General features: G+C 43.2%; 22 protein-coding genes. 9 read left to right on the forward strand and 13 right to left on the reverse strand.

Features of this window, described 5'->3' with window-relative positions; genetic code table 11:
* Window positions 1-4: 4 nt before the first annotated feature.
* The 4 genes from tssL to tagH are packed head-to-tail and all read right to left on the reverse strand — an operon-like array spanning window position 5 to window position 4292.
* On the reverse strand, window positions 5-1297 hold the full coding sequence (gene tssL, locus ATB78_RS22350; RefSeq protein WP_061010585.1) for a type VI secretion system protein TssL, long form: 1293 nt from the start codon (window positions 1295-1297) through the stop codon (window positions 5-7).
* A gap of 14 nt (window positions 1298-1311) precedes the next feature.
* The gene (tssK, locus tag ATB78_RS22355; RefSeq protein ID WP_081096648.1) at window positions 1312-2637 is read right to left on the reverse strand and encodes a type VI secretion system baseplate subunit TssK; all 1326 of its coding nucleotides are present in this window, start codon (window positions 2635-2637) and stop codon (window positions 1312-1314) included.
* Between the two features lie 20 nt (window positions 2638-2657).
* Entirely contained in the window at window positions 2658-3113 is a 456-nt protein-coding gene (gene tssJ, locus ATB78_RS22360) for a type VI secretion system lipoprotein TssJ (RefSeq protein ID WP_045458958.1), read from the reverse strand.
* Between the two features lie 9 nt (window positions 3114-3122).
* Window positions 3123-4292 carry a type VI secretion system-associated FHA domain protein TagH gene (tagH, locus tag ATB78_RS22365; protein ID WP_061010590.1) on the reverse strand — a complete coding sequence of 390 codons (1170 nt, stop codon included), beginning with the start codon at window positions 4290-4292 and terminating at the stop codon, window positions 3123-3125.
* A 318-nt stretch (window positions 4293-4610) separates the two neighbouring features.
* Between tagH and ATB78_RS22370 the strand changes: the two genes are divergently transcribed.
* The 4 genes from ATB78_RS22370 (at window position 4611) to ATB78_RS22385 (ending at window position 8981) form a co-directional block, all read left to right on the forward strand.
* Entirely contained in the window at window positions 4611-6755 is a 2145-nt protein-coding gene (locus tag ATB78_RS22370) for a serine/threonine-protein kinase (protein WP_061010591.1), read from the forward strand.
* Between the two features lie 120 nt (window positions 6756-6875).
* Window positions 6876-8417 carry a response regulator gene (locus tag ATB78_RS22375; RefSeq protein ID WP_061010630.1) on the forward strand — a complete coding sequence of 514 codons (1542 nt, stop codon included), beginning with the start codon at window positions 6876-6878 and terminating at the stop codon, window positions 8415-8417.
* A 3-nt stretch (window positions 8418-8420) separates the two neighbouring features.
* Window positions 8421-8756 carry an Hpt domain-containing protein gene (locus ATB78_RS22380; protein ID WP_061010594.1) on the forward strand — a complete coding sequence of 112 codons (336 nt, stop codon included), beginning with the start codon at window positions 8421-8423 and terminating at the stop codon, window positions 8754-8756.
* A gap of 45 nt (window positions 8757-8801) precedes the next feature.
* Window positions 8802-8981 (forward strand): hypothetical protein, encoded by a 180-nt coding sequence (locus tag ATB78_RS22385; protein ID WP_009705290.1) that lies wholly within the window; start codon window positions 8802-8804, stop codon window positions 8979-8981.
* 96 nt (window positions 8982-9077) lie between these two features.
* Here the strand turns inward: ATB78_RS22385 and ATB78_RS22390 are convergent, their stop codons facing one another.
* The 4 genes from ATB78_RS22390 to ATB78_RS22405 all read right to left on the reverse strand — a co-directional run bounded on the left by ATB78_RS22390 (window position 9078) and on the right by ATB78_RS22405 (window position 11021).
* A complete protein-coding gene (locus ATB78_RS22390; RefSeq protein WP_061010596.1) occupies window positions 9078-9515 on the reverse strand; it encodes a GNAT family N-acetyltransferase in 438 nt (145 codons plus the stop codon).
* Between the two features lie 46 nt (window positions 9516-9561).
* A complete protein-coding gene (locus ATB78_RS22395; protein ID WP_061010598.1) occupies window positions 9562-10083 on the reverse strand; it encodes a GNAT family N-acetyltransferase in 522 nt (173 codons plus the stop codon).
* Window positions 10080-10418, reverse strand: a complete 339-nt coding sequence (locus ATB78_RS22400) for a DUF3465 domain-containing protein (protein ID WP_155647857.1) — start codon at window positions 10416-10418, stop codon at window positions 10080-10082. Before ATB78_RS22400 ends, ATB78_RS22395 begins: the two co-directional genes overlap by 4 nt.
* An 87-nt stretch (window positions 10419-10505) precedes the next feature.
* Window positions 10506-11021 carry a hypothetical protein gene (locus ATB78_RS22405; protein WP_061010632.1) on the reverse strand — a complete coding sequence of 172 codons (516 nt, stop codon included), beginning with the start codon at window positions 11019-11021 and terminating at the stop codon, window positions 10506-10508.
* A 291-nt stretch (window positions 11022-11312) separates the two neighbouring features.
* On the opposite strand from ATB78_RS22405, the gene gloA reads away from it, so the two are divergent.
* Both gloA and ATB78_RS22415 read left to right on the forward strand, forming a co-directional pair.
* A complete protein-coding gene (gene gloA / locus ATB78_RS22410; protein WP_017818768.1) occupies window positions 11313-11699 on the forward strand; it encodes a lactoylglutathione lyase in 387 nt (128 codons plus the stop codon).
* Window positions 11700-11710: 11 nt separating this feature from the next.
* Window positions 11711-12811 (forward strand): alkene reductase, encoded by a 1101-nt coding sequence (locus tag ATB78_RS22415; protein ID WP_061010602.1) that lies wholly within the window; start codon window positions 11711-11713, stop codon window positions 12809-12811.
* Window positions 12812-12961: 150 nt separating this feature from the next.
* Here the strand turns inward: ATB78_RS22415 and ATB78_RS22420 are convergent, their stop codons facing one another.
* Window positions 12962-13237 carry a nitrogenase-stabilizing/protective protein NifW gene (locus ATB78_RS22420; RefSeq protein WP_005441361.1) on the reverse strand — a complete coding sequence of 92 codons (276 nt, stop codon included), beginning with the start codon at window positions 13235-13237 and terminating at the stop codon, window positions 12962-12964.
* A gap of 255 nt (window positions 13238-13492) precedes the next feature.
* Here ATB78_RS22420 and ATB78_RS22425 point away from each other — a divergent pair, with 255 nt between their 5' ends.
* Window positions 13493-15340, forward strand: a complete 1848-nt coding sequence (locus ATB78_RS22425) for an acyltransferase family protein (RefSeq protein WP_061010634.1) — start codon at window positions 13493-13495, stop codon at window positions 15338-15340.
* A 51-nt stretch (window positions 15341-15391) separates the two neighbouring features.
* On the opposite strand, the gene ATB78_RS22430 is transcribed toward ATB78_RS22425, so the two are convergent.
* From ATB78_RS22430 to ATB78_RS22440, 3 genes are all read right to left on the reverse strand, one after another.
* Window positions 15392-15862, reverse strand: coding sequence for an RES family NAD+ phosphorylase (locus ATB78_RS22430; RefSeq protein WP_005447071.1), 471 nt, complete (start codon window positions 15860-15862; stop codon window positions 15392-15394).
* A gap of 1 nt (window position 15863) precedes the next feature.
* On the reverse strand, window positions 15864-16316 hold the full coding sequence (locus ATB78_RS22435) for an antitoxin Xre/MbcA/ParS toxin-binding domain-containing protein (protein ID WP_061010604.1): 453 nt from the start codon (window positions 16314-16316) through the stop codon (window positions 15864-15866).
* A gap of 113 nt (window positions 16317-16429) precedes the next feature.
* Complete coding sequence (locus tag ATB78_RS22440) at window positions 16430-17971, reverse strand: glutamate synthase-related protein (RefSeq protein ID WP_061010606.1); 1542 nt, start codon at window positions 17969-17971, stop codon at window positions 16430-16432.
* 129 nt (window positions 17972-18100) lie between these two features.
* On the opposite strand from ATB78_RS22440, the gene ATB78_RS22445 reads away from it, so the two are divergent.
* Entirely contained in the window at window positions 18101-18580 is a 480-nt protein-coding gene (locus ATB78_RS22445; RefSeq protein WP_039985841.1) for a YbaK/EbsC family protein, read from the forward strand.
* Window positions 18581-18667: 87 nt separating this feature from the next.
* On the opposite strand, the gene ATB78_RS22450 is transcribed toward ATB78_RS22445, so the two are convergent.
* Complete coding sequence (locus ATB78_RS22450; protein WP_061010608.1) at window positions 18668-19645, reverse strand: ribonuclease Z; 978 nt, start codon at window positions 19643-19645, stop codon at window positions 18668-18670.
* 468 nt (window positions 19646-20113) lie between these two features.
* On the opposite strand from ATB78_RS22450, the gene ATB78_RS22455 reads away from it, so the two are divergent.
* A complete protein-coding gene (locus tag ATB78_RS22455; RefSeq protein WP_061010610.1) occupies window positions 20114-21400 on the forward strand; it encodes an outer membrane protein transport protein in 1287 nt (428 codons plus the stop codon).
* Window positions 21401-21421: the final 21 nt, after the last annotated feature.

Raw genomic sequence — 21421 nt, forward strand, 5'->3', positions numbered from 1 at the left:
TTCCTTAGTTCGCAACCATTAGATCAATTTCGATTCGGCGATTAAGCGCTCGGTTCTCGTCGCTAGTGTTCTCGACCAACGGCCTCGCATCTCCTAACCCCTCAGGCAACACACGTCCCTTTAAAGCACTATTCGCGATTAACTGCTCAGACATCGCGGTAGCTCTTGCCAGAGACAGGTGCCAGTTGGAAGGATATTTGCTGGTAAAAATTGGTTTGTCGTCGGTATGCCCTGCGACCAAGATTTTCCCTTCTGTAGCTTCTAAGGTTCGAGCCAATTTGGATATCACGGGTTGAATGTACTCAACAACCTCGGCACTTCCAGACTCAAAGAGATCTTGAGCTTTGATGGAGATTCGAACTCGGTCAGGAAGCACGTCGACCGTGACTAAACCTTTACTGATTTCTGTTGCGAGATACATAGAAATGCGTCCAGCGATATCGGTCACTTGAGAATCAGTTTGAACTGTTGATTCAACTTGTACCGGAGCGATCAAGTTGATCAAGTTGGTAAAGGTTTGGTTGGAGGCTTTGTTAAGGTCATAACTAAAGTACATAAAAATACACACCAACAAAGCAAGTGTGACCGAGCAAACAACCCACAAAGGCGCTCGTTCAGAGATTTGCGCACCATTAAGAAGACGGGCTTCAACATTATCATTCAAGCCTTGTTGCAGACCTCGGCCATGATTCTTGAGCGTCGCCATCACCTGCTTTCGCACACGACGATGTGCTTCGAGTCCATTCTTCTGTAGTCGATATTGACCGACAAAGCCCAGGGACAAGCAAACATACATTAATTCAAGAAGATCTAAATGAAACTCAGGAGAAGACATACACTTCTCAAGGTGTTGATAAAATGCCTCACCACCTTGGCTGCTCGAATAAAACGACGTTAATAATGAATCATGGCTCCAAGCAGATTGGCTACCCCAATTTGTATTCAATACCGCTTCATCAATTGCACAACACAAACAGTAACGTGCCGTATCTATCGTTTCTAAGTTAATATTTTTCTGACGTAGTCGATTCTCGTAATCTCTTAATTTCTGAGCCAATGCTTCTTTTAAAAAGAACACATCAGAGTGCGTGGCCGTTGCTCTTATCTGGCCAATGATAGAAAGGATGCCATTGGCTTCCGCCAGTATTGGGTTAGTGCCAAATGCGACTACCGTGTCATTGTTCACAACCTCAGTGCTTTTTGAAATCACCACTGTACTGTCTGCCGATTGTGGCTGAGATACTTTGGCGCTTACTGGCCTTCCACCTGGTGTTGGCTTAATAATTGTCTGTTCCATAGTGACGTCACCCGTTATTGGTTAATGCTCCAAAGCTCAATATCCGCATTTGGAAATTGGCCAGATAACTGTAGAGCGATGCCACCACTCTCTTTTAGCCGGTTCCAGAAAGGTCCTTTTTTGATTACTTCAAAATAGACGTACCCGGTTTGATAAGGAATCTGCCTCGGGACGACATTGAGTGGCGCAACATTGATGCCATTGATCTGGTTGTTAATGAGGTCACGAATTTGTTCTGCTGGCCCAAACTTAAGTTGCGCTGGTACCAATCGTCTAATCTCTTCGGTGCTCGTATCAGCTTTAACAGCCAATACGAACTGACTGGAATCAAGTAGTCGCTTGTCTGGTAATGGTGTGACGTGTATACCGAGTTGGCGAGCTTCTAGCGGTAACTTGTTGGCAGTCTGGTCGAGTACAACGCTTAAATATTGGCTTAACACTTGGTTAAGTTCCTGAACAACAGGAGTCAGGTTTATATGATCATAATCAGACAACGCAGGGATACGTTTCGTCTTGCTAGAAAATGTCGAGAGTTCGCCGGCGTAGCCCTTCAATAAAGTAATAAGCTCGAGCGGATGAATCTGCTCTAATTTACCTAGGTGCTTAAGAATCGTCTCGTATCGGTTTAGCATTTGTAGCATGATGAAATCCACCGCTGATGCAGAAGCCATCTTTCCTTGAAGCAGACGTTGAGAGACAACATCAGCACGAATCTTAGTCATTGCGGAGACGTTTTTTAGACAGCTCATCATGGCTTGATCATTAAGCGCATTTAGGTTCGGTGGCGTGAATTCATCATCCAAGATAACGACGCCTTCATTTGTTACCTCTTTAATTTTTAGAATTGGCAATTCAACAAAACCAGAAAGCTTTTCATTGTTCGCTTTCAACGCCATGTTCAAGGATGCGACTTGAATACACTCTTCGTCTTGACCTGTCTGAACATCAATAACATCAATATCTTTCAACAAATATCGCGACACCAAGCCTTCGCTAACATCAGCGACCATTTTCTCTTTCAAACTCTTCGCTGGCACGGTTAGCTTAACAAGCGTGTCTTGCGTACCTTTTTCAATGCTCAAAGGGCTGAGCTCATCGCTCGCATTCTGTAGTTGGACGGCCGTCATATCAGGCAGAATTGCGTCTATACTCTCAACTTCTACCAGCCCTTCTTTAAGGCTGTTTGAGTTAACACGGACTTTGTAAACGCCCCAATTATAGGGTTGTTGAAAGCGATTTAGCCCCTTGAATTCTTGTTCAATCGCACGTTCGCTTTGCTGAAAATGTTGAGGACGTAAAAACATCCCCTCACACCATGCTGTGCGGGAGTAATGTGTCATGGTTTTATCGCCAATCAAGATTAGTTAACAAACAAAGACAAATCGTCTAATTGAATTTGGTAGGTGTTGTACCCGGTTTGATCAACCTTAATCACCTGTCGCCAATTGGAGTTTTCTATATCTCGAAAAGCCGCAACCAAGCCGAGATATTTCGTCTTAGCAGACATACTTGCGTGATAAACCTCTTCTTGGCCAGGTGTTAGCGATATCTCATACTTGTTCACTAAATCTGGCCCCAAAACCGTGTCGTAGTTTTCATATATTGAAAAGAAATCTTGGCTTTCAAACACCGTCGAAGAAGTGAGTTCAAACACATAAATCACGACTGGGGAAGGTCTGCCATTTGAATCAGGGTTGATGTTGTGTTTTGCAGCTAGCTCTAAATCAGCGTAAGGGGCAACCACAAGGTTTGCAGCGGAGCAGCCCGTAAGCAGTGCGGCAAAAAATAGAACTAGAGTTTTCATTATCGCTTTCATCATCATCCCTTAAATTTTAGTTTTTAACGCGCTTTCATAATGCTTTGCAAAATCTTCTAAATAAAATGGTGATTCTTTATTTATAACTTCATCGGTCAATTGATGATGAATACCTTCAAATCTTTTCCAACTGCACGCATATTTTCTTGCCGGAATTAATTTATTTAAGACACTATCATTGGACATCGAATCAGAATAAATCGTTGCTGGCTCTACTAATGACATAACACTTGATACAGTACCTTCGACACCTTTCATTAAGGCACGCTCATGATTTTCAATATCAAAGAACGCCTCTTTTATCGCAATATCAACCCGCATAAAGCTTGCCGATTGACGATTATATAAATTATGAATTGCGTCTTCTAAATTAGCAGAGAACTTTAACGGGTTATTTTCAGATTTTCTAAACGCCGTATGATTCAAACGATTATTTTGTTTAAACTCGGCACGATTGTGTAATGTTTCCATTAAGCCTAATAGCATCAGGGAAAACGATTGACCTAACTGCTCAAACCATTGCTCACTGCCTTCATCTGGGACCATATTAGGATTGATACCCAAACCTCTAATAAAAGCCTGTGCATTTTTCTCATCGAGCTCATGTGAGATTGGAGTATGAGAAGGCAGCTTTTCTTCTTCTCGGTCATTTTGAGAGTGAGATGTAGGAGCATCTAAAAAGTCATCCATGAGACCGATATCTAGTTGAAACTCGGAAGAAACGTTCTCTTTTAATAGATCCGAGGCATTCAAACCAAAGTTGTCATGAGCCAAGTTCCCAAGAGCAACTTTATCACCTAAATTATTGACTTTAATGAACTTATTTAAAGGTTCATCTATAGAGCGCTCTTCAAGATTGACTTGAATTTGATAGTCGCCGAGGGTCACTACATCACCATTATTCAGTGCTAATTCATTTCCTTGACCGACAGGGCTGACTGCGTTGTTTACAAAAGTCCCATTAGTAGAGAGGTCTTTAATCAAGTATTTGTCACCAAACTTGATCAACTCTCCATGCTTACCTGAAATAACTCTTTCAGGATCTGGCAACGTCCAATCGCACTGTTCTGAGCGACCAAAACTGACTTTCTCATGCTCGCCTGTCGCGTCAAAAACAAATTCATTGTCTATCTCTGGTGTGAACTTATGAAAGCTCGTAATGGTTAAAACCAAAGTCATGTAAACCTCGCCAAAGGAACTGCTTAATATATAAATTTAGTTCTTAATAGTTAGGTGACACCTTATTAACGCCAAGGTTAATAATGCCTAATCAAATAATAATTAGATTTCACGAACGGAATAATGAATTAAATTTTCAGCAAAGCAATCGAGGATTATTACTCAGAACAAAATATACAACGAGGTTCAAATTTTTTACGCCAATTTTTTCATTCGTCAAAAAACCGATGTTAGCTTTACCGAGAAATCAACATTTAACTATTTTTCATTAGTTGATCAGTTATATATTCACACCATCATTTTATATGGAGTCTCGTGATGGAAGACCAAAGTAAAAATAATTATATAAATAAAGATTCGAATGGCGATAAAACAAAAGTTGTAAATACTCAAAAAAGAGAAAATACAAACGACAAGATGGGCAATATAAATAATGAAGGCTCCGCCCAAAATAACAATGAGACAAATACAAAAGTGTCTCATAATCAAAACATCATCCTGCCAGCGGGTAATCCCGACTCTGACTTCGAGAATAACACTCACAAAAAGCGTTCTGACTCTTTACTCGGAGAGACAATCAAAAATCGGTATGAAATCGAGTCTTTAATTGGTCATGGTGGTTTGTGTGACGTCTTTTTGGCGAAAGACAAGATCCTTGAAGCATCCGGTTCCGATACTCCATATGTCGCACTTAAAGTTCTCCAGAATGAGTATGCATCGCAGCCTGAGACCGCACGCATGCTGATTCGCGAAGCACAACAAACTCAGAAGTTAAGCCACCCGAATATTATCCGCGTTTACGACTTCGGTGTTGATGGCGACATTTATTTCCTTGTTATGGAGTACGTTAATGGTGAAACATTAGAAAGCTTAATTCAACGATCTCGACCGGACGGGTTAAGATACAACGCCGCCCTATCGATTCTTAATCAAACCTTGGACGCATTGTCGTATGCGCATTCACTCGGCGTCGTTCATGCCGATTTAAAACCTGCCAACGTCATTCTAACGTCAGAGGGAAAGGTGAAACTGTTAGATTTTGGTGTATCGAAAACTCAGCAATTAAAGCATGACCAATACACCGCTAAGCGCAAGTCCCAAGATACCGATACACTTGGCTATACGCCAAATTATGCGTCACTAGACATTTTGTTAGGCAAAGAGCCTAAATTCAGTGACGACCTTTTTGCCTTCTTCTGTATCACTTTTGAACTTTTAAGCTGCAAACATCCTTATGGCCGTACCCCTGTCGACGAAGCGTTAAAGAAAGGTATTAAAGTGAGGAAGCCAACTAATTTACCTTTCTCAATGTGGGGGCTATTCGCTAATGCGTTTGCGACAGGAACCTTACCTCAAGGCTTGAACTGTGTTGACATAAAAGCGCGACTCAATAAAAACCGTTGGCCTTTGTACTCTGGTATTGCTGCTAGTGTCGCTTTATTGGCAGCACTTGGCATATTCTATCAACAGCAACAAGGTACAATCTCCAAACTAAACCTAGCACTGGCAGAGAAAGAGCAAACGATCGAGTTGGCCGAACAGTTACTCAATACATTGCCAGAAGACACAAAAGCGTTAATAGATGACAAACAAGGGCTACACCCTGTGATTGAAGCGGGTTTTTTACGTTTGTATAAGCCTCATCTATTGGGCGAGTTTGAATCGAAAATCGATGATGTACTGAATTCCGATGTCACCACTTACCCAAATTACGATCAAATTGAATCCATCTTGCAACAGGCAAAAGTTTACTACCCGGACTCACATAAGATTGAAGTGTTGGCACTGGATATTCAATCAAGTAAGCATTCAACGCTTCTTTCAATTGCACGGCAGATAAATAGCCACTTAGAAAAGTCCGTTTATGCTCAGGTTGAAGGTGAGAAATCGATCTATGATCTCAAGAAAGAGCTGCAAGAGATCCACCAAGAATACCCTTTCACACCTAGCTCTCTAGCAAGTGAAGTCTTTGGGCAGCATTTGAATGACGCACTTCAACTAAGAGATGCAGCCGCTTTGGTTACCTTGATTAAGGTTGGAAATACGTTCTTTTCTGAATCTGAAGAACACCAAGAAAACTTGGCTTTCAGCAATGCGATGAAAGATGCTGTACTCCAAATGAAGCTGTATGAAACAACAAAAGACAGCGCTAGCCCACTTGCTTTCCCATCGGATGCAGCAAGGCTTCTCTATCAACAAGAGTTTGAAGGCTTACATTATCGATTGAAACAAGCTCGCACAACGGTAAATCTAGATAAGCTGGTAAAAGACATCGACACGCTCGCGAAAAGCTTTCCACCTGGCTTTCAAGATATCAATGACCTCCGGTTTCAAACTGCAGATAAATACCTTCAGTTTTCCGATATTTTGTTAAATAAAAGAAAATCTAAGAGTGCGAGACGCGCAATAAAAAAGGCCAACGAACTATTAAAACGATTAGAAAATGGTTTAGAGCAAAGTTAATAACTATAAAAATTAATATAGAGCGTATCATCTATTGTTTGTCAAAAAACACTTGCCATTATGCAAGCAGGTGACTAGCCTTATTTTAGAGTGTACTAATTAGAGTAAATGGGTAGAAGCTTGACCATAGGGAAAATTGAAGTCGACAGCATCAACATTTTAGTCATTGACGACTGCACCACATCTGCTACGTTGATCAAGCACCAATTGGTTTCTCTCGGTGCAAAATTGTCGAATATCACTTGTGTAAATAGTGCTCAAGAAGCATTAGATGCAGTAAAGACTCGATTTTACTTATTTATCGTAATGGATTATCACCTATCGGCCAAATTTACTGGGCTTGATTTGATCAATTTAATGGGACGGGCTAAGTTAATCTCAGATACAACAGCAGTTTTGATGATATCTGGTGACGCAACACAGGAGACCGTATTAACTGCTCTTTCTGGTAGAGTGAGACACCTTCTTACTAAGCCACTTCAAACCAAAGCGTTGAAAAGCAAGATGCTTACCGCGCTAGAGCAGCAATATAACCTTGCTGAAGTACGTCGATTACTTGAAAAGTGTGAAACTATCACTCTTACTGATGTCATGCATTTACATAAAAAGTATGCGACGAGCGTTTGTGTCGAGTCACTATTGATTGACACGTTAGTCGAAACCCAACAATTTGATGTACTCGAAAAATTCCTTCCTTTCTGTAGTAACAAAGAACACGCCAGCCTTATATGCGCAGAAGCTTTCTTACTCCATAGGCAAGGACAAATTAAGGAAGCGCTAGATGTACTTGCAAACTATGTCACGCATAATCCGCTGTGCTTAAGAGCCATTGATAATCTCATCGGTTTATATGAAACTCTTGGTCAATATAATAATGCGTCCATTTTAGCTAATCGTGCATTCAAGCTCACACCAAGCAATAGTGCACGCATGATGACTGTTTCTCGGATATTATCCAAACTTGGTCAAATAGATAAATTGTATGACGTGGGTTACTTGTACACATCGAACTTATCTTCAACCGATACAGTTTGGCTATCGACAATGAATTCATATGTTGATTTGATTAGCGAGCATTTCAAGATGCTTCCTGATGCCAATGAGAAAAAGAAAGTATTTATAAAACTGAACCAACTTTGCTTGATCGCCGAAAAGCAATTAAGCCGAAGCCAACAAGTCGATCTAGCGGCCTTCAAGCAAATGATGCAATGCAAGTTACTGCTAGAAGCACGACCTGAATACGCACATAGAAAGCTTATGAAAGCTCTCAGCTATTACTATGCAGCACCAAACAAGACACCACTCCCACTGTTAAAGCAGGCTATTCCACTAATGGACTATTTTGGGGAGTTCGCAATTAAACATTCTTTGTTGGCACTGCTAACTGTACAGCCTGGTATGTCAATTGAGGAAAACTTCCAGATAAATAATGCTGATCAAGAGTTAAGAGATAAATACCCTTTTTCAATTGAGATATGTCTGAAACAACTCTCTGATAATACAACTAAAATAACAAGTATTGCCATGAATGAGAATATCGACTTTCTTTCTCGTCGACCTTTGCCACCCAATTGGTCTAATTGGTTTCAAAACTACCTTTCAGGCTCCTACTCGTCCTCTTTACCAAAACCCTTTAACCTGCAAGCCACATTGTGGAGATGAGCAATGATAAATTTCGAAGTACTTAATACTTACATGGACAACGATGTCGATATTATCTTTGCTGTTTTCTCAACCTATATGGAAGACTACGAAGATGGATTGAACCGTATTAATCAGCTTAACCAAGACCAAAATTGGCCTGAGTTGTTCCTACTGTCACACAGTTTAAAAGGCATCCTTTCAAGCTTTGGAGAGGAGTCGGCAGTATCAGCACTTAACAATATGGAGGAGCACACAAGAGATAATATCGCACCAAATAGCGGGGATCTGGCTATAGTTAATAAAGAGTTGGTTGCAATAAACCAGCAGATAACAGATTACTTATCCAACATGGATTAGTGACAAAACAATAAAAAATATTACGTTAATTGGAAATGCTAGGCTATGAACAACACAAATTTTAAAGAGTTGATAGATTCGCTTAAGGATCTGACGCCAACTCAAAAAAAATACTTAATAAGCCAGACGCGGCTTTCTTTAGAAGAAAGTGAAGTCCTGAAAAACAAAGACTTACTGACACCTGAAGAGCTCGAATTATTGCTTGCTGTAACAAACGCAAAATGAAAGACCGATAGAGGGAGCTAGACGCAACCATTACGGTTTTTCAAATTCTGAATCAGAGGGGTTAGCTGTGCTGACCCCTTTTTCATAGCAACTGCGTTAGAGTTCGATGATTGCCAACATATCTTCACCATCCTCATCCATACCAACTTCTTCAAAATCAAACTGACTGTAGAAAGGCTTGGCGACTGGATTAGTCGGGTTGTAACAGATCTCTATTTGTTTGAGGTTGGGCGCTTGTTTGATTTCTTCTATTGCCAGTTTTAATGCAACGCGCCCTATTCCTTTGTTTTGGTGTTTGGCATCAACCATAAAACGCCAAATAGAAACTTTATCACTTGTTTCATGAACCCACATGAAAAAACCAACGGCTTCCTCGTCTAGATAGATTGAACGAACTACATGGCCTTCGTTGTAGAAAGACTCCACCAGTGACCACATGTTGCATGCTACAAATTCTTCTTGTGGTTTCGTTACGTCCAAGTCACAGACGAGTTCATAGTTTTGTTTCGTAATCTCTCTCAAAGAGACATTCATGGCATCCTTTCCTTAATCATGTCTAATTCGATATTTTCTATGATGGTTAGTACATATACCCCAACCAATCGAGTGCACCCTTTGTCACTATCTGACCACGCAATGGTTTCACATAAAGGTCATTGAGCCTTTCTTCTGCGGCGCCATAATTTCTGTGTTCGTGCACTCTCATCCAAGTCGCCTCTACCTCTAAACACTGAAATCCGTTTTTTAGATAAAGCGAAGGATCGTCAGCCACAAGAATGATGAAATCAACGTCTTTGTCTTGGGCATACTCTGTAACACGAGTAAGCATTGTTGAAGCGACCCCTTTCCCTTGGAAATCAGTATCAACGCATAAATCGATGATCCCCAAGACTTTGATTGGCTCTTCATTCAAGTTCATAACTCGATAGTCCAGCCCCATATAACCAATCAGCTTTGTACCTTGAAACTCAAGAGCACGATAATGAGGTAACTGCTTGTAATAAGATCGGTCTGACTGATGCTCGGGAAATGCGGCATTTCGCAAATGCTTGATGGCTAGATGCTCGGCTGGACTTAAATCTAGCTCTGGAACGATGTTCATTGGTACGTTCGACCGTTATGTTTCAACCAACCACCTTCGTGGCGTCCTTGTGGATCGTGGTGCGTCCAGTGCAAGACACCACCTTTTGAATTCCACTCATATTCACCATTAAATTCAATACGGTCGCCAACGTTCAGATTCGCAACTCTTGGAGCCAAGTCAATATTGTGAGCAACCAAAAGCGTTTGGCGAGATTCTAGCTTAAGGATGAATTTTTGATGTCTCGAACCAACGTTGTCATCTCGTAACACACGAATGACCGCACCTGAACCTCGAACTTGTACATCACTTTGCTGCGACTGATAAGCTTGCTTCAATACTTGGTCATTCGCCATTGATACACTCGGTATTACAGCCAAACTGCCGAGTATTAATGCCAATAGAAACTTACTTTTCTTCATAGTTTGTTGCCTTGTATTTCTCTAAATTCTGGTTTGAGTCATTGATTGAGCACTATCCGCTTGTTGGATTTCTTCTAGCTCTTTGATATCGATTTGATCGACTTCTCGATTGAGGATTCGTTTATACTCAACAAGAGAGCTTGCATTGATGACCGGCAAAGTTAGCCCATGAAAATCGCGCTGTACGGATTCGGCCAAATTAATATCAAGCAATACCCATTGTTGGTTTGAGGTGCTGAAAATCTTCGTCCCCGGAGTCAATCCAATTTCGATTTTCTGGTTTTCATAAATCAGCTGAAGGTATTCTAAGTCCCACCCTTCTTCACAATAGTGTTTAAGCGGTTTACTTACAAAAGGTTGAAAAAAAGGTAGAAGCGTATGTACATCCTCTTTTTCAATATAGAGGTCAATGTCAGCAATAGGCCGAGAACCACCATGAAGGTGGGCGGCGAACCCCCCGACAATCTGGTAACGAATATCTTGCTTATCCAGTATTCCTTTCAGCCAAGACATTGCACGATACACTGATTCATTCATCCGCTGTCCTTTTGTTTCCATGAGTACACATTCAACCCAACAATCAATTACTGTAAGTAATTTATATTAAAAATAAAAGGTTAAAGTGCCTCGCGCTTTTACTTCGATTAATGAGCCACCAAAATGATCAAATACCCCACGATTTTGATAACAGAATATTATACAAACAATAATCAATGATAATTTCATGTTTGCATGCAATGCCTTTATCTTTAGCTTCAACAACGTTGCTTGTTGAAATGCCTTTGTCACTCCGACATCGCCTCACAAGCCGAGATAAGAAGGTTAAATATGAAATTTCTTCACACTATGATCCGCGTGGCTGACCTAGAGAAGTCCATCGAGTTTTACACCAAAGTTCTTGGTATGAGCGAGCTAGATCGCTTCGAAAACACAGAATACCGCTACACACTCGTGTTTGTCGGTAACGCAGACCAACCAGGCAGCGCGACGATTGAACTGACTTACAACTGGGACACAGACAGCTATGACCTAGGTAATGCGTTCGGTCACATGGCATTGGGTTGTGAAGATATTTACGCTGCATGCGACAAAATCAAAGCACTTGGTGGCAATGTCACTCGTGAACCTGGTCCAATGAAAGGCGGTGAAACGCATATCGCATTCATCAAAGACCCTGACGGTTACCAAATCGAATTGATTCAAACAAGCAAATAACGAGGTTAGTCATGAAAGATACATTATTTCAACCTGTACAACTTGGTTCTCTAACGCTTCAGAACCGTATCGTTATGCCACCAATGACTCGCTCTCGTGCAAGCCAGCCTGGCAACGTCGCAAACGACATGATGGCTGAGTATTACGCACAGCGCGCATCTGCGGGTTTGATTGTTGCAGAAGGCACACAGATTTCACCTATGGGGCAAGGTTACGCTTGGACTCCGGGTATTTACAGCCAAGAACAAATCGTAGGCTGGAAAAAAGTCACTGACGCTGTACACGCAAAAGGCGGTGCGATCTTCGCTCAGCTTTGGCACGTAGGCCGTGTAACTCACCCTGACAACATCGGTGGTGAGCAGCCAATTTCTTCTTCTGCACTAAAAGCAGAAAACGTGAAAGTGTTTATCGATAACGGCACAGATGAGCCTGGTTTCGTTGACGTAGTAGAACCACGTGAGATGACTACAGAAGACATCAAAGTGGTTATCGAAGAGTACCGTCAAGCGGCATTGAATGCGATTGAAGCGGGCTTTGATGGCATCGAACTACACGCAGCAAACGGCTACCTTGTTAACCAGTTCATCGATTCTGAAGCAAACAACCGTACAGATGAATACGGTGGTTCAGTTGAAAACCGTCTACGCTTCTTGGGTGAAGTGGTTGAAGCGATGACTCAAGCGATTGGTGCTGATCGCGTTGGTGTTCGTCTTGCTCCGTTTACGTCACTAAACGGTACTGTAGATAAAACACCAGTAGAAACTTACACAGCTGCTGCGGCACTGCTTGATAAGCTAAACGTTGTTTACATGCACATTGCAGAAGTAGACTGGGATGACGCACCAGATACGCCAGCTGAGTTCAAAACAGCCGTTCGTGAAGCTTACAAAGGCACCATCATTTATGCTGGTCGCTACAACACAGAGAAAGCGGCTGAAGCTCTAGAAAGTGGCTTGGCAGATATGGTTGGCTTTGGTCGTCCGTTCATCGCGAACCCTGACCTACCGAACCGTATCAAGAACGATTACCCGCTAACAGCTCACGATCCTGCGACGCTGTTTGGTGGTAACGAAAAAGGTCTGTTGGATTACCCGACTTACCAAGCAAACTAAACCGTTGAGCTTGCCTAGTTCAGCCGACTTATTTGAATAGGCAAGTTGAATAGACAAAACCCCGCAGATGAGTTTGAATGCATCTGCGGGGTTTCTCTTTTTTTGCGCCCAGTGTTGTCTGACATTATGGCTTGGGTATTGAAATTGGTTCTAACGACGCTGACAAGAAGTGCAACCACGACAAGCCGAGCGTGTGGTTTTATCCAACAAACTTCGCTGCACTTTGCAGTATGCGTTCTTTAATGCACGGCGAGCCGCAAACCAATCTTCAGGCTTAGTCAGAATCAAATAGCCATTGAAGCGCTTTACTAACTCCACTCTGTGTTTATCAATAAAGCGGCTGTCAAAACCAATATCGAAGTAATCCAAAGCTTCTTCGATACAAGTAAAGCTGGCAATCTTGGCTTGAATATCGTTTTGGCTCATAGCCTCGTTTCTGAGTTTGTTCACTTAGCTCCGAGTATAAAAACTCCCGTTCAACCGTTCTTTGATTTACATCCGTAGCACGTCATTTTGCTAGAAACCGCTGAGTTTTAAATTTTCAAAATGAAAATCAATATAAGAAGTCATCCTGCAAAACTCTTCTCATCTTCAGAATGCTTTTTAACTCACTGATTTTATGAGCCTAATTTTTGGTGCGCATTTTGCGTTAGTGAGTTTGTTGACTAGGGAGAGATGATGATGACTTACCGAGCAGAAATAGATGGATTAAGAGCGATTGCCGTCATATTGGTGATCTTCTTCCACGCAGACATCGAAGCGTTCGCTGGTGGCTTTATTGGCGTAGACGTGTTCTTCGTGATCAGTGGCTATTTAATTACCACAATTGTGATAAACGATTTGGATAAGAACCAATTCAGCCTTGCTGATTTCTACGAGCGCCGTATTCGTAGGATTCTGCCCTTACTGCTGCTGGTTATTGCAGTATGTTACCTACTCTCTTGGTGGTTGTTCCTTCCACATGCACACAAAGAGGTGGGCGAGTTTTCTGTGTCTTCCATTCTGTCCGCTTCTAATGTTTTGCTTTACCTCAAAGGGCACAATTATTTTGGGCTGGAAGAACAAGCCAATCCGCTCTTTCATACTTGGAGCTTAGGTGTGGAGGAACAATACTACATTGTCATCCCTCTTCTGCTCATGCTTCTGGCACGAGGCAAGCTCATGTCTTATCTCACCTTCTTCATTGCGGTGTTTGCATTAAGCCTGATGACTATTTGGTACGCCAGTGGTGATCCTGATTTCGCCTTTTACATGATTTTCTCTCGTGCGTGGGAACTGGCGGCGGGCTCTCTGATTGCTCTAGTGATGCGCAAAACCGTCATCAAACCCAACAACACCCTTGCCATGATTGGCTTAACACTGGTGCTTGCCTCCGCCTTGTTGTTCGATAAATCAAAAGATGGCGCCGGGCTCATGCTGTTAATCCCTGTGATTGGCACCGCGCTTATTATCTTGTTCTCATCCAAAGACAACACGCTGGGTAAAGCTTTAAGTCTCAAATCGGTGGTTTTTGTTGGGTTGATCAGCTACAGCCTTTATTTGTGGCACATTCCTTTGTTGGTTTTTTATCGCTACGTACTTACTGCCGGACAAGAATTCAGCCTCGCGTTTTATCTAGTGGCTCTATTTGCCTTTTCTTACCTTACTTGGCGCTTTGTTGAAAAGCCTTTCCGTAGCCGCAAGAAAATCGGCATTAGCACACTGGCTGCTTCACTTGTGTTAGTCACCCTGCCGCTGCTTGCTTTTGGTGTCGTCGGTCATAAAAATGGAGGCTTTCCAGACCGTAGCGCATTTTTTGAAGCTATGCGCGTAAACAATGGCTACGGAATTGCATGTAATGGTAATACAACCATCAACGACACTTGTTCATCATCTTCAGAGCCTACTGTCGCAGTATTGGGTAACAGCCACAGCATGGTCTTTGTTCAGCAGCTCGCCAATGACACACCTACGGGAGTTGTCCAACTTACGCAAGATTCTTGTGCGGTGGGTTATGTAGATATGATTACAGGAGTCAATAATCTATCGTGTCGAAGCTTCTTCACCGATGCAGTCGAAACTATTCGGGATACGCCTTCGATTCGACGTGTGGTGATTTCTTCTAACTTCAATAAAGAGTTCTCTAAGCAAGATTACCAAGCGTCGCTCACCCATCTATTGAACGAGTTAGAAGACAGAGAGATCGTTGTCTTTGGTCCAACACCTTCTGCACCGCATGCTATTGGCGAATGCTTATGGAAAGCGCAATTGTTTGGTGATAACACAGGCAATGAATGTGACTTTTCGCCGAAGCAGTCACACCCGCATCATGTAGCGACGCTGGTAGCGTACTTTGAACAATTTGAACATGTGGAGTTTGTCGACCTTACTAACTACATCTGCCAACAGGGCAAATGCGCAATGAAAGTGGGCAGCAACAATGCCATGTACACCGATGCAAGCCACCTCTCTTACAAAGGCGCAGAAATTGTATTGAGTAGCTATCAAAAGGAGTTGAGTGACAATCAACAACTCACTGCTCAACATTAACCCAATGACAAAAGGAAGAGAGCTCAGCGCTAACCCAAACGCAGAGCTTTTTTATTTAAAGATTCTTGGGTCGAAAGCAAAATCAAGCTTCTCTGCTTTCTTCAGGATGTCTTTCATCTTGGGGTGATTTGGATTGACGACGTAGTTGTTATCACGAGGAGAAATTGTCGAAGGCACTTGCAGTGCAGCAAATTCAGGATGTGGATCGTTGAGAAATTGGTCACCGATGTATTGTGTGGATTCACTAGCAGGAATAGAGCGCCAAGTGACCGGCAAGTCTTCTTCATCCAGTGCGGCAATTAAGTATTCCGGCATCTCGATACGATACAAATCGTAAAGCTTGGTGATAGCAGGATCGTTGTTTACATGCACGAAAACTTCTAACGAGCAGAGAGATTCGGATTGAGAAAAGTACAGTGCTTCGGTTCCTTTCGAGTTCCATCGCCCGCCGTACAGCTTGGCACCGATTGGGCTAAATGGAGACTCGGAGAACTTCTTTTGAGTCAGTCGATAGAGCTTCATATTACGAGAATACCCCGTGCTCTAGTCGTCCAATCAAATCTTTGACGATTTCAAAATCAACCGTGGTAGAAACCATGTCTAGTGGGCGTTTTCCACCCAAACCATAAACATTCTCTCTCATCCAACCTAGTGCGCGTTCTTCATCATCAAACAGTTCTGTTGCTAGCTTAAGTAGCATCGCTAAACGATAGATGGCATCACTCTCTTGCGTGTTGAAGCGCTCTTCGTTTTTGAGTCGACGTTTGATGGTGCTCACCGGGATCAATGTGACGTGTTGGAATTCGCTTTGAGAAAGCTTCACACGCTCGACGATATTACGGTATACCTTTGGCTCAAAGCCTTTATGAACCGCATCGGTACGACCGGTTTCGGCATCTTCAATGCCCAGCATAAACCAGAAGTTTGCCTTATGAGGCTGCTTGGGTTTAAAGCTTTTTAATGTTGCCGTTGCCATACTGAGCTCCTATAGACCAAATGGTCTTAATATTATGGTCCATATGAGCCCAATTATCAATCGTACAAATTGCAGCCACAGTAAAACAGGCGCTAATCAGAGCAAGAGAAACGTTAAGGCTTGTCTACGCCTGCGTATTTCACCCCAGAAAGCAACGCCATATCGCGATTCCAAGTGGCGAGGTCGCGTTGATTAAACTTGCTGAGATCATCGTGGCCACACGCCCTTGCCATCACTTGCATCAACTCAACCGAGGCTTCAAAGAAGTTCTTCAATTGAACCGAGGCTTTATCCACATTCAACCGCTGTCTTAAGTCGGCTTTTTGCGTTGCAATGCCTGCTGGACAATTGTTGGTATTGCACATTCTCGCGGCTACACAACCTATCGACTGCATCGCACTGTTAGAAATCGCAACGCCATCTGCACCGAGCGCCATCGCTTTTACAAAGTCCATTGGAACACGCAGTCCACCCGTAACAATTAACGTGACACGGTCACTCACACCTTGTGCATCCAGATAGCGTCTTGCTCTAGCGAGAGCGGGAATAGTTGGTACGCTGATGTGATCACGAAACATCGCAGGCGCTGCGCCCGTGCCTCCTCCACGACCATCCAAAATGATGTAGTCCGCACTGGCATCAAGTGCGAACTGAATATCTTCTTCGATATGGTTTGCACTGAGCTTGAAGCCTATCGGGATACCACCTGTCACTTCCCGTACCCGATCTGCAAACTTTTTAAAATCTTCTGGGGTATGCAGATCTTTAAACGTCGGTGGTGAAATCGCAGATTGCCCTTCGGGAATGCCACGTACTTGCGATATTTTACCCACATTTTTATTGGCTGGAAGATGACCACCAGTCCCTGTTTTTGCTCCCTGCCCACCTTTAAAGTGGAAGGCTTGAACATTGAGCAACTTAGATTCGTCGTAACCAAATTGCGCACTCGCCAGTTCATAGAAATAACGCGAGTTCGCCGCTTGTTCTTCTGGCAACATGCCACCTTCTCCGGAGCAGATTCCGGTTCCGGCTAACTCCGCACCTTTCGCGAGTGAGATTTTGGCTTCTTCTGATAACGCGCCAAAGCTCATGTCAGAGACAAACAACGGGATTTTGAGCACTAACGGCTTCTTCGCTTTTGGACCAATTACCAATTCGGTTTTGACTGGCACATCCTCCATCAGAGGTTTGGTTGCCATTTGTGCGACCATCATTTGCAGTTCATCCCAATGTGGCAATTGGTCTCTCGGCACTCCCATCGCCGTCATCGGTCCATGATGCCCTAACTTTGATAGCCCTTCTCTTGCCAATTGGTGAATAAACTCAACTGTGGGTTCTTCTTGCGTCGCCACTGCAGTTGGGATCTCGTTATGTCCTGCTTGGATTCCCGGACCTTCTTGCCCTACTTGCTCAGAGGTAAACTGCTTATGCGTCCCATCGCAGAAAGGCGCGTTTGCGGTGTGCTTACACTGACACAGATACGCATCTTCATCCTTTTCAGCGACAAAGCTCATGGGTTTAAAATCGGTTCCGGCGTGGGAGCCATCACAATAAGGTTGGTTCTTAGATCGCCCGCATCGACAAAAGTAATATTCTTGCCCTTGCACAAGCTCAACTTTGATCGGTTTGTTATCCGCTATTACTGGTTTGCTCATTTTGCTTCCCTTTTTCAATGCCATACTCTGTGGTTGGCTTTCAGTAAGCGTAGAACAGCTCAAGTAAAGCGTCAGGGGAATAGAGATTTACCTATACTTTATGTGGGTCTCAACACTCAGGAGGCTAACATGACCATGTCAACCCGGCTCGACCACTATTTGACTGAGCACCATATTCACTTTCAAACCGTGAATCACAGTCATAGTAATAGTTCGCTGCAAAGCGGTGTTGCAGCGGGTATCCCTCTCAATAACTTGGCAAAAGGCGTGATTTTGGAAGATCACCAAGGTCGTCATATGATGGCTGTCTTGCCTGCGAATAATAAAATCAGCTTGTCTCGATTGAATGACGAGCTCAACGCCTCTTTCCGTTTAATCAAAGAAAGAGAAGTCTATCGTTTGTTTACCGATTGCGATAACGGCGCGATACCTCCGGTGGGTAGCGCTTATCACATGGCAACCATTTGCGATGAAATGCTCGCCAATTTAGAGCATGTATATTTGGAAGCAGGCGATCACGAAACCTTGATTAAGTTGGATAAAGAAGCGTTCCGTGAACTGATGGGAGAAAGTCGTTTTCTACGCTTTAGTAGTCAGGTATTTCATTAGTCTTAAGCTGCAATGAATGCGGTATCTAGAACATATTGGCTCTTGTTGTGACGATTTCATTTTGAATTGCTTTCGCGACAAGAGCCTTTATTCGTCCTTATCCTTGGTGTCTTTAATCTCCTCAACCAAACCCGACCTGTCAATTCGATAATGTGCGAGATCGTGAGCAAGAAAGAGATGACCAGAGTAAGCGGTTTGAGCTTCTTGCCGAATCTGCTCGATCGACACATCCGCTTCAGGGCTGAATTGATAGCGAGGACTAAAGTGAGTGAGAATCAAGCTCGGAACTTGTTTTGCCTGCGCATAACTGGCGACTTGTGAGGAATAGGCGTGACCAACTTCTCCCGCTCGCTCTTTCATCGCTTCTGAGTACGTTGATTCGTGTACCAACAGATGCGCGCCTTCAATTAGACTATCGAGCTTCTCTGGGGTGTCGTTATCACCACAAATGATCGCTTTTCTCGGTGGATGTGCAAGCTTAGTAAACGCCTTACTCATTAAGATTTGACCTTGGTACTCCACATCATTCCCCCGCACAAGCTCTCCCCAGATTGGTCCCCTCGGTATGTTCAATTGCTCAAGTTTTTCAATGTCTGGATACATACGAATGGTTGATTCTTCAAAACAGTAAGCAAAGCTAGGAACGCGATGAGAAAGTGCGGTAGCGGTAATCGTAAACTGACCAATTTCAATCGAATCAAACTGCTCTACTTCGATGAAGTGAAGTTCAAATGGCAGATAGAGTTTGGTGAACGCCTGAGTCGCTTCAAACCACTGTTTAATCCCCTCTGGGGCAATGATCGTCAGAGGATCTTTGCGGTTATTCATGCCTGCACTGGCGAGCAAGCCCGGTAAGCCATAGCCATGGTCGCCATGAATATGAGTAATACAGATGGCTTGTAAATAATTAAGTGATAACGGAGTGTGGAGCAACTGGTGTTGAGTCGCCTCTCCACAGTCAATCAGAAACCACCCTTTCCCCTTGCTCTCCAGCAAAGCAGTCGCAGAAACGTTACGGGATTTAGTTGGAACCCCAGAAGACGTTCCTAAGAAATACAGCTCCATATGACTTCCCATTCCTTAAGTAAAAGCTCTAATTACTCATAAAGTTTAGCATTCGATCCAGTGATAAATTGTATGATTCTCACCGATTAGAGCACTAAGCCTCAAATACCAATTAAACACCTGTTTAAAACATTTGTACCAAAACGCATTTATTACCATTCGCTATTCTATAACACTTAAGCCACATTTTTTGAGTGGACATCAAACATCATAAGGATATTTAGTAAAACATAAACAATATAAAAACCGAGCCTAACTATAACATTTACAGATAGTTATAAACAAAAATACAAACCATTGGTTATATGAGATGGAAATAACAAATCTTGAAATTCAATGTTACAACTATGTTAATTGTTTTTATGCTTGAGCTGAGTGTTTAATGAATAACCTACTTACCCCCTGTATAGGTTATTAGGCACTTTTATTTAAAACGCATCCTAAAAACACATGGAGTTTCAGAGTGATATGAAGACAAGGAATGCAAAACTCGCGCTTGCAATAGCTATAGCGCTCAGCTCCCCTAAATTATACGCGGCTGGGTTTCAATTATCCGAACATTCTGCCGCTGGTCTAGGGCGTGCCAATGCAGGCGAAGCCGCCATAGCAGACGGCGCATCGGTGGTTGCCCATAACCCTGCTGCTATTACAATGTTCGATTCTTACCAATTGTCCGTAGGTGCTGCTTACATCATGCCAGAGGTTCGCGTAACCGGTAACGGACCTTCAGAATCCTTCAATAATCAGCTAACCAACAATGACGTCGTCGACAATGTGGTTGTGCCATCATTTTATATCGCTGCCCCAATCAATGGCTCGTGGTCCTGGGGGCTTGGCATCTTCACTGACTTTGGGTTGGCGACCGAATACCCTGATGACTATTTAGCCGGACCGATTGGTGGAGAAACCAGTTTAGAAACCATTAATTTTAACCCTACCATCGCCTACCGAATCAACGAAGAGTTCAGTGTTGGTGCTGGTGCTAGCATTGTTTATGGTAAAGCCAAGCTCACACGTACATTGGGTATTCTTGCCGATGCGATTAATGCTGATACGGGCGCAAATTTTGCTCGCACCGACGTGGCAAAATCACTCGATGGTGATGGCTGGGGTTACGGTTTTAACCTCGGCGCACTTTGGGAGGTCAACGAGAAGCACCGTTTCGGACTAAGCTATCGCTCTAAAGTGGATGTGGATTTCGAAGGCGATTATTACTCAGACATCCCAAGTGCGATTTCGATGCCGGGTCAAACCGTGACGGGGGACCTAACCCTAAACCTGCCGAGCATTACTGAGTTCTCTGGTTTCCATCAGATTACCGATCCACTGGCTATTCACTACAGTGTGATGATGACGGGTTGGGATGTGTTTGAGGAAATCCGCGCCACCGTAGATGGACAAGAAGTTCTGCAAAAGGATGAGAACTTCGAGAATTCCTTCAAATATGCGTTTGGGGGAACTTACCAACTCAACCCATCCTTCACACTGCGTGCTGGTATTGCTTACGACGAAACGCCTAACGTGAATGATAAGAGCATCAGCTTGCCAGATTCCGACCGAATCAATTACAGCTTTGGTGCCACTTACGCCTTCAATCAAAACAGCCGAATCGACTTTGGATTCACCTTTATTGATGCCGAAGAAGTCACGTTCACTGAGCCGCTTGAGCCGCACGCTCTACCGGGTGTTGATATCGCCTATCGCTCTGAAGGGGACGCCTACATATACGGAATCCAATACAACCACTCTTTCTAATTATTCCTGACTGAGTCAATA

Origin of the sequence: Vibrio sp. CUB2, from assembly GCF_001557945.1 — a bacterium.
Taxonomy (GTDB): Bacteria; Pseudomonadota; Gammaproteobacteria; order Enterobacterales; family Vibrionaceae; genus Vibrio; species Vibrio owensii.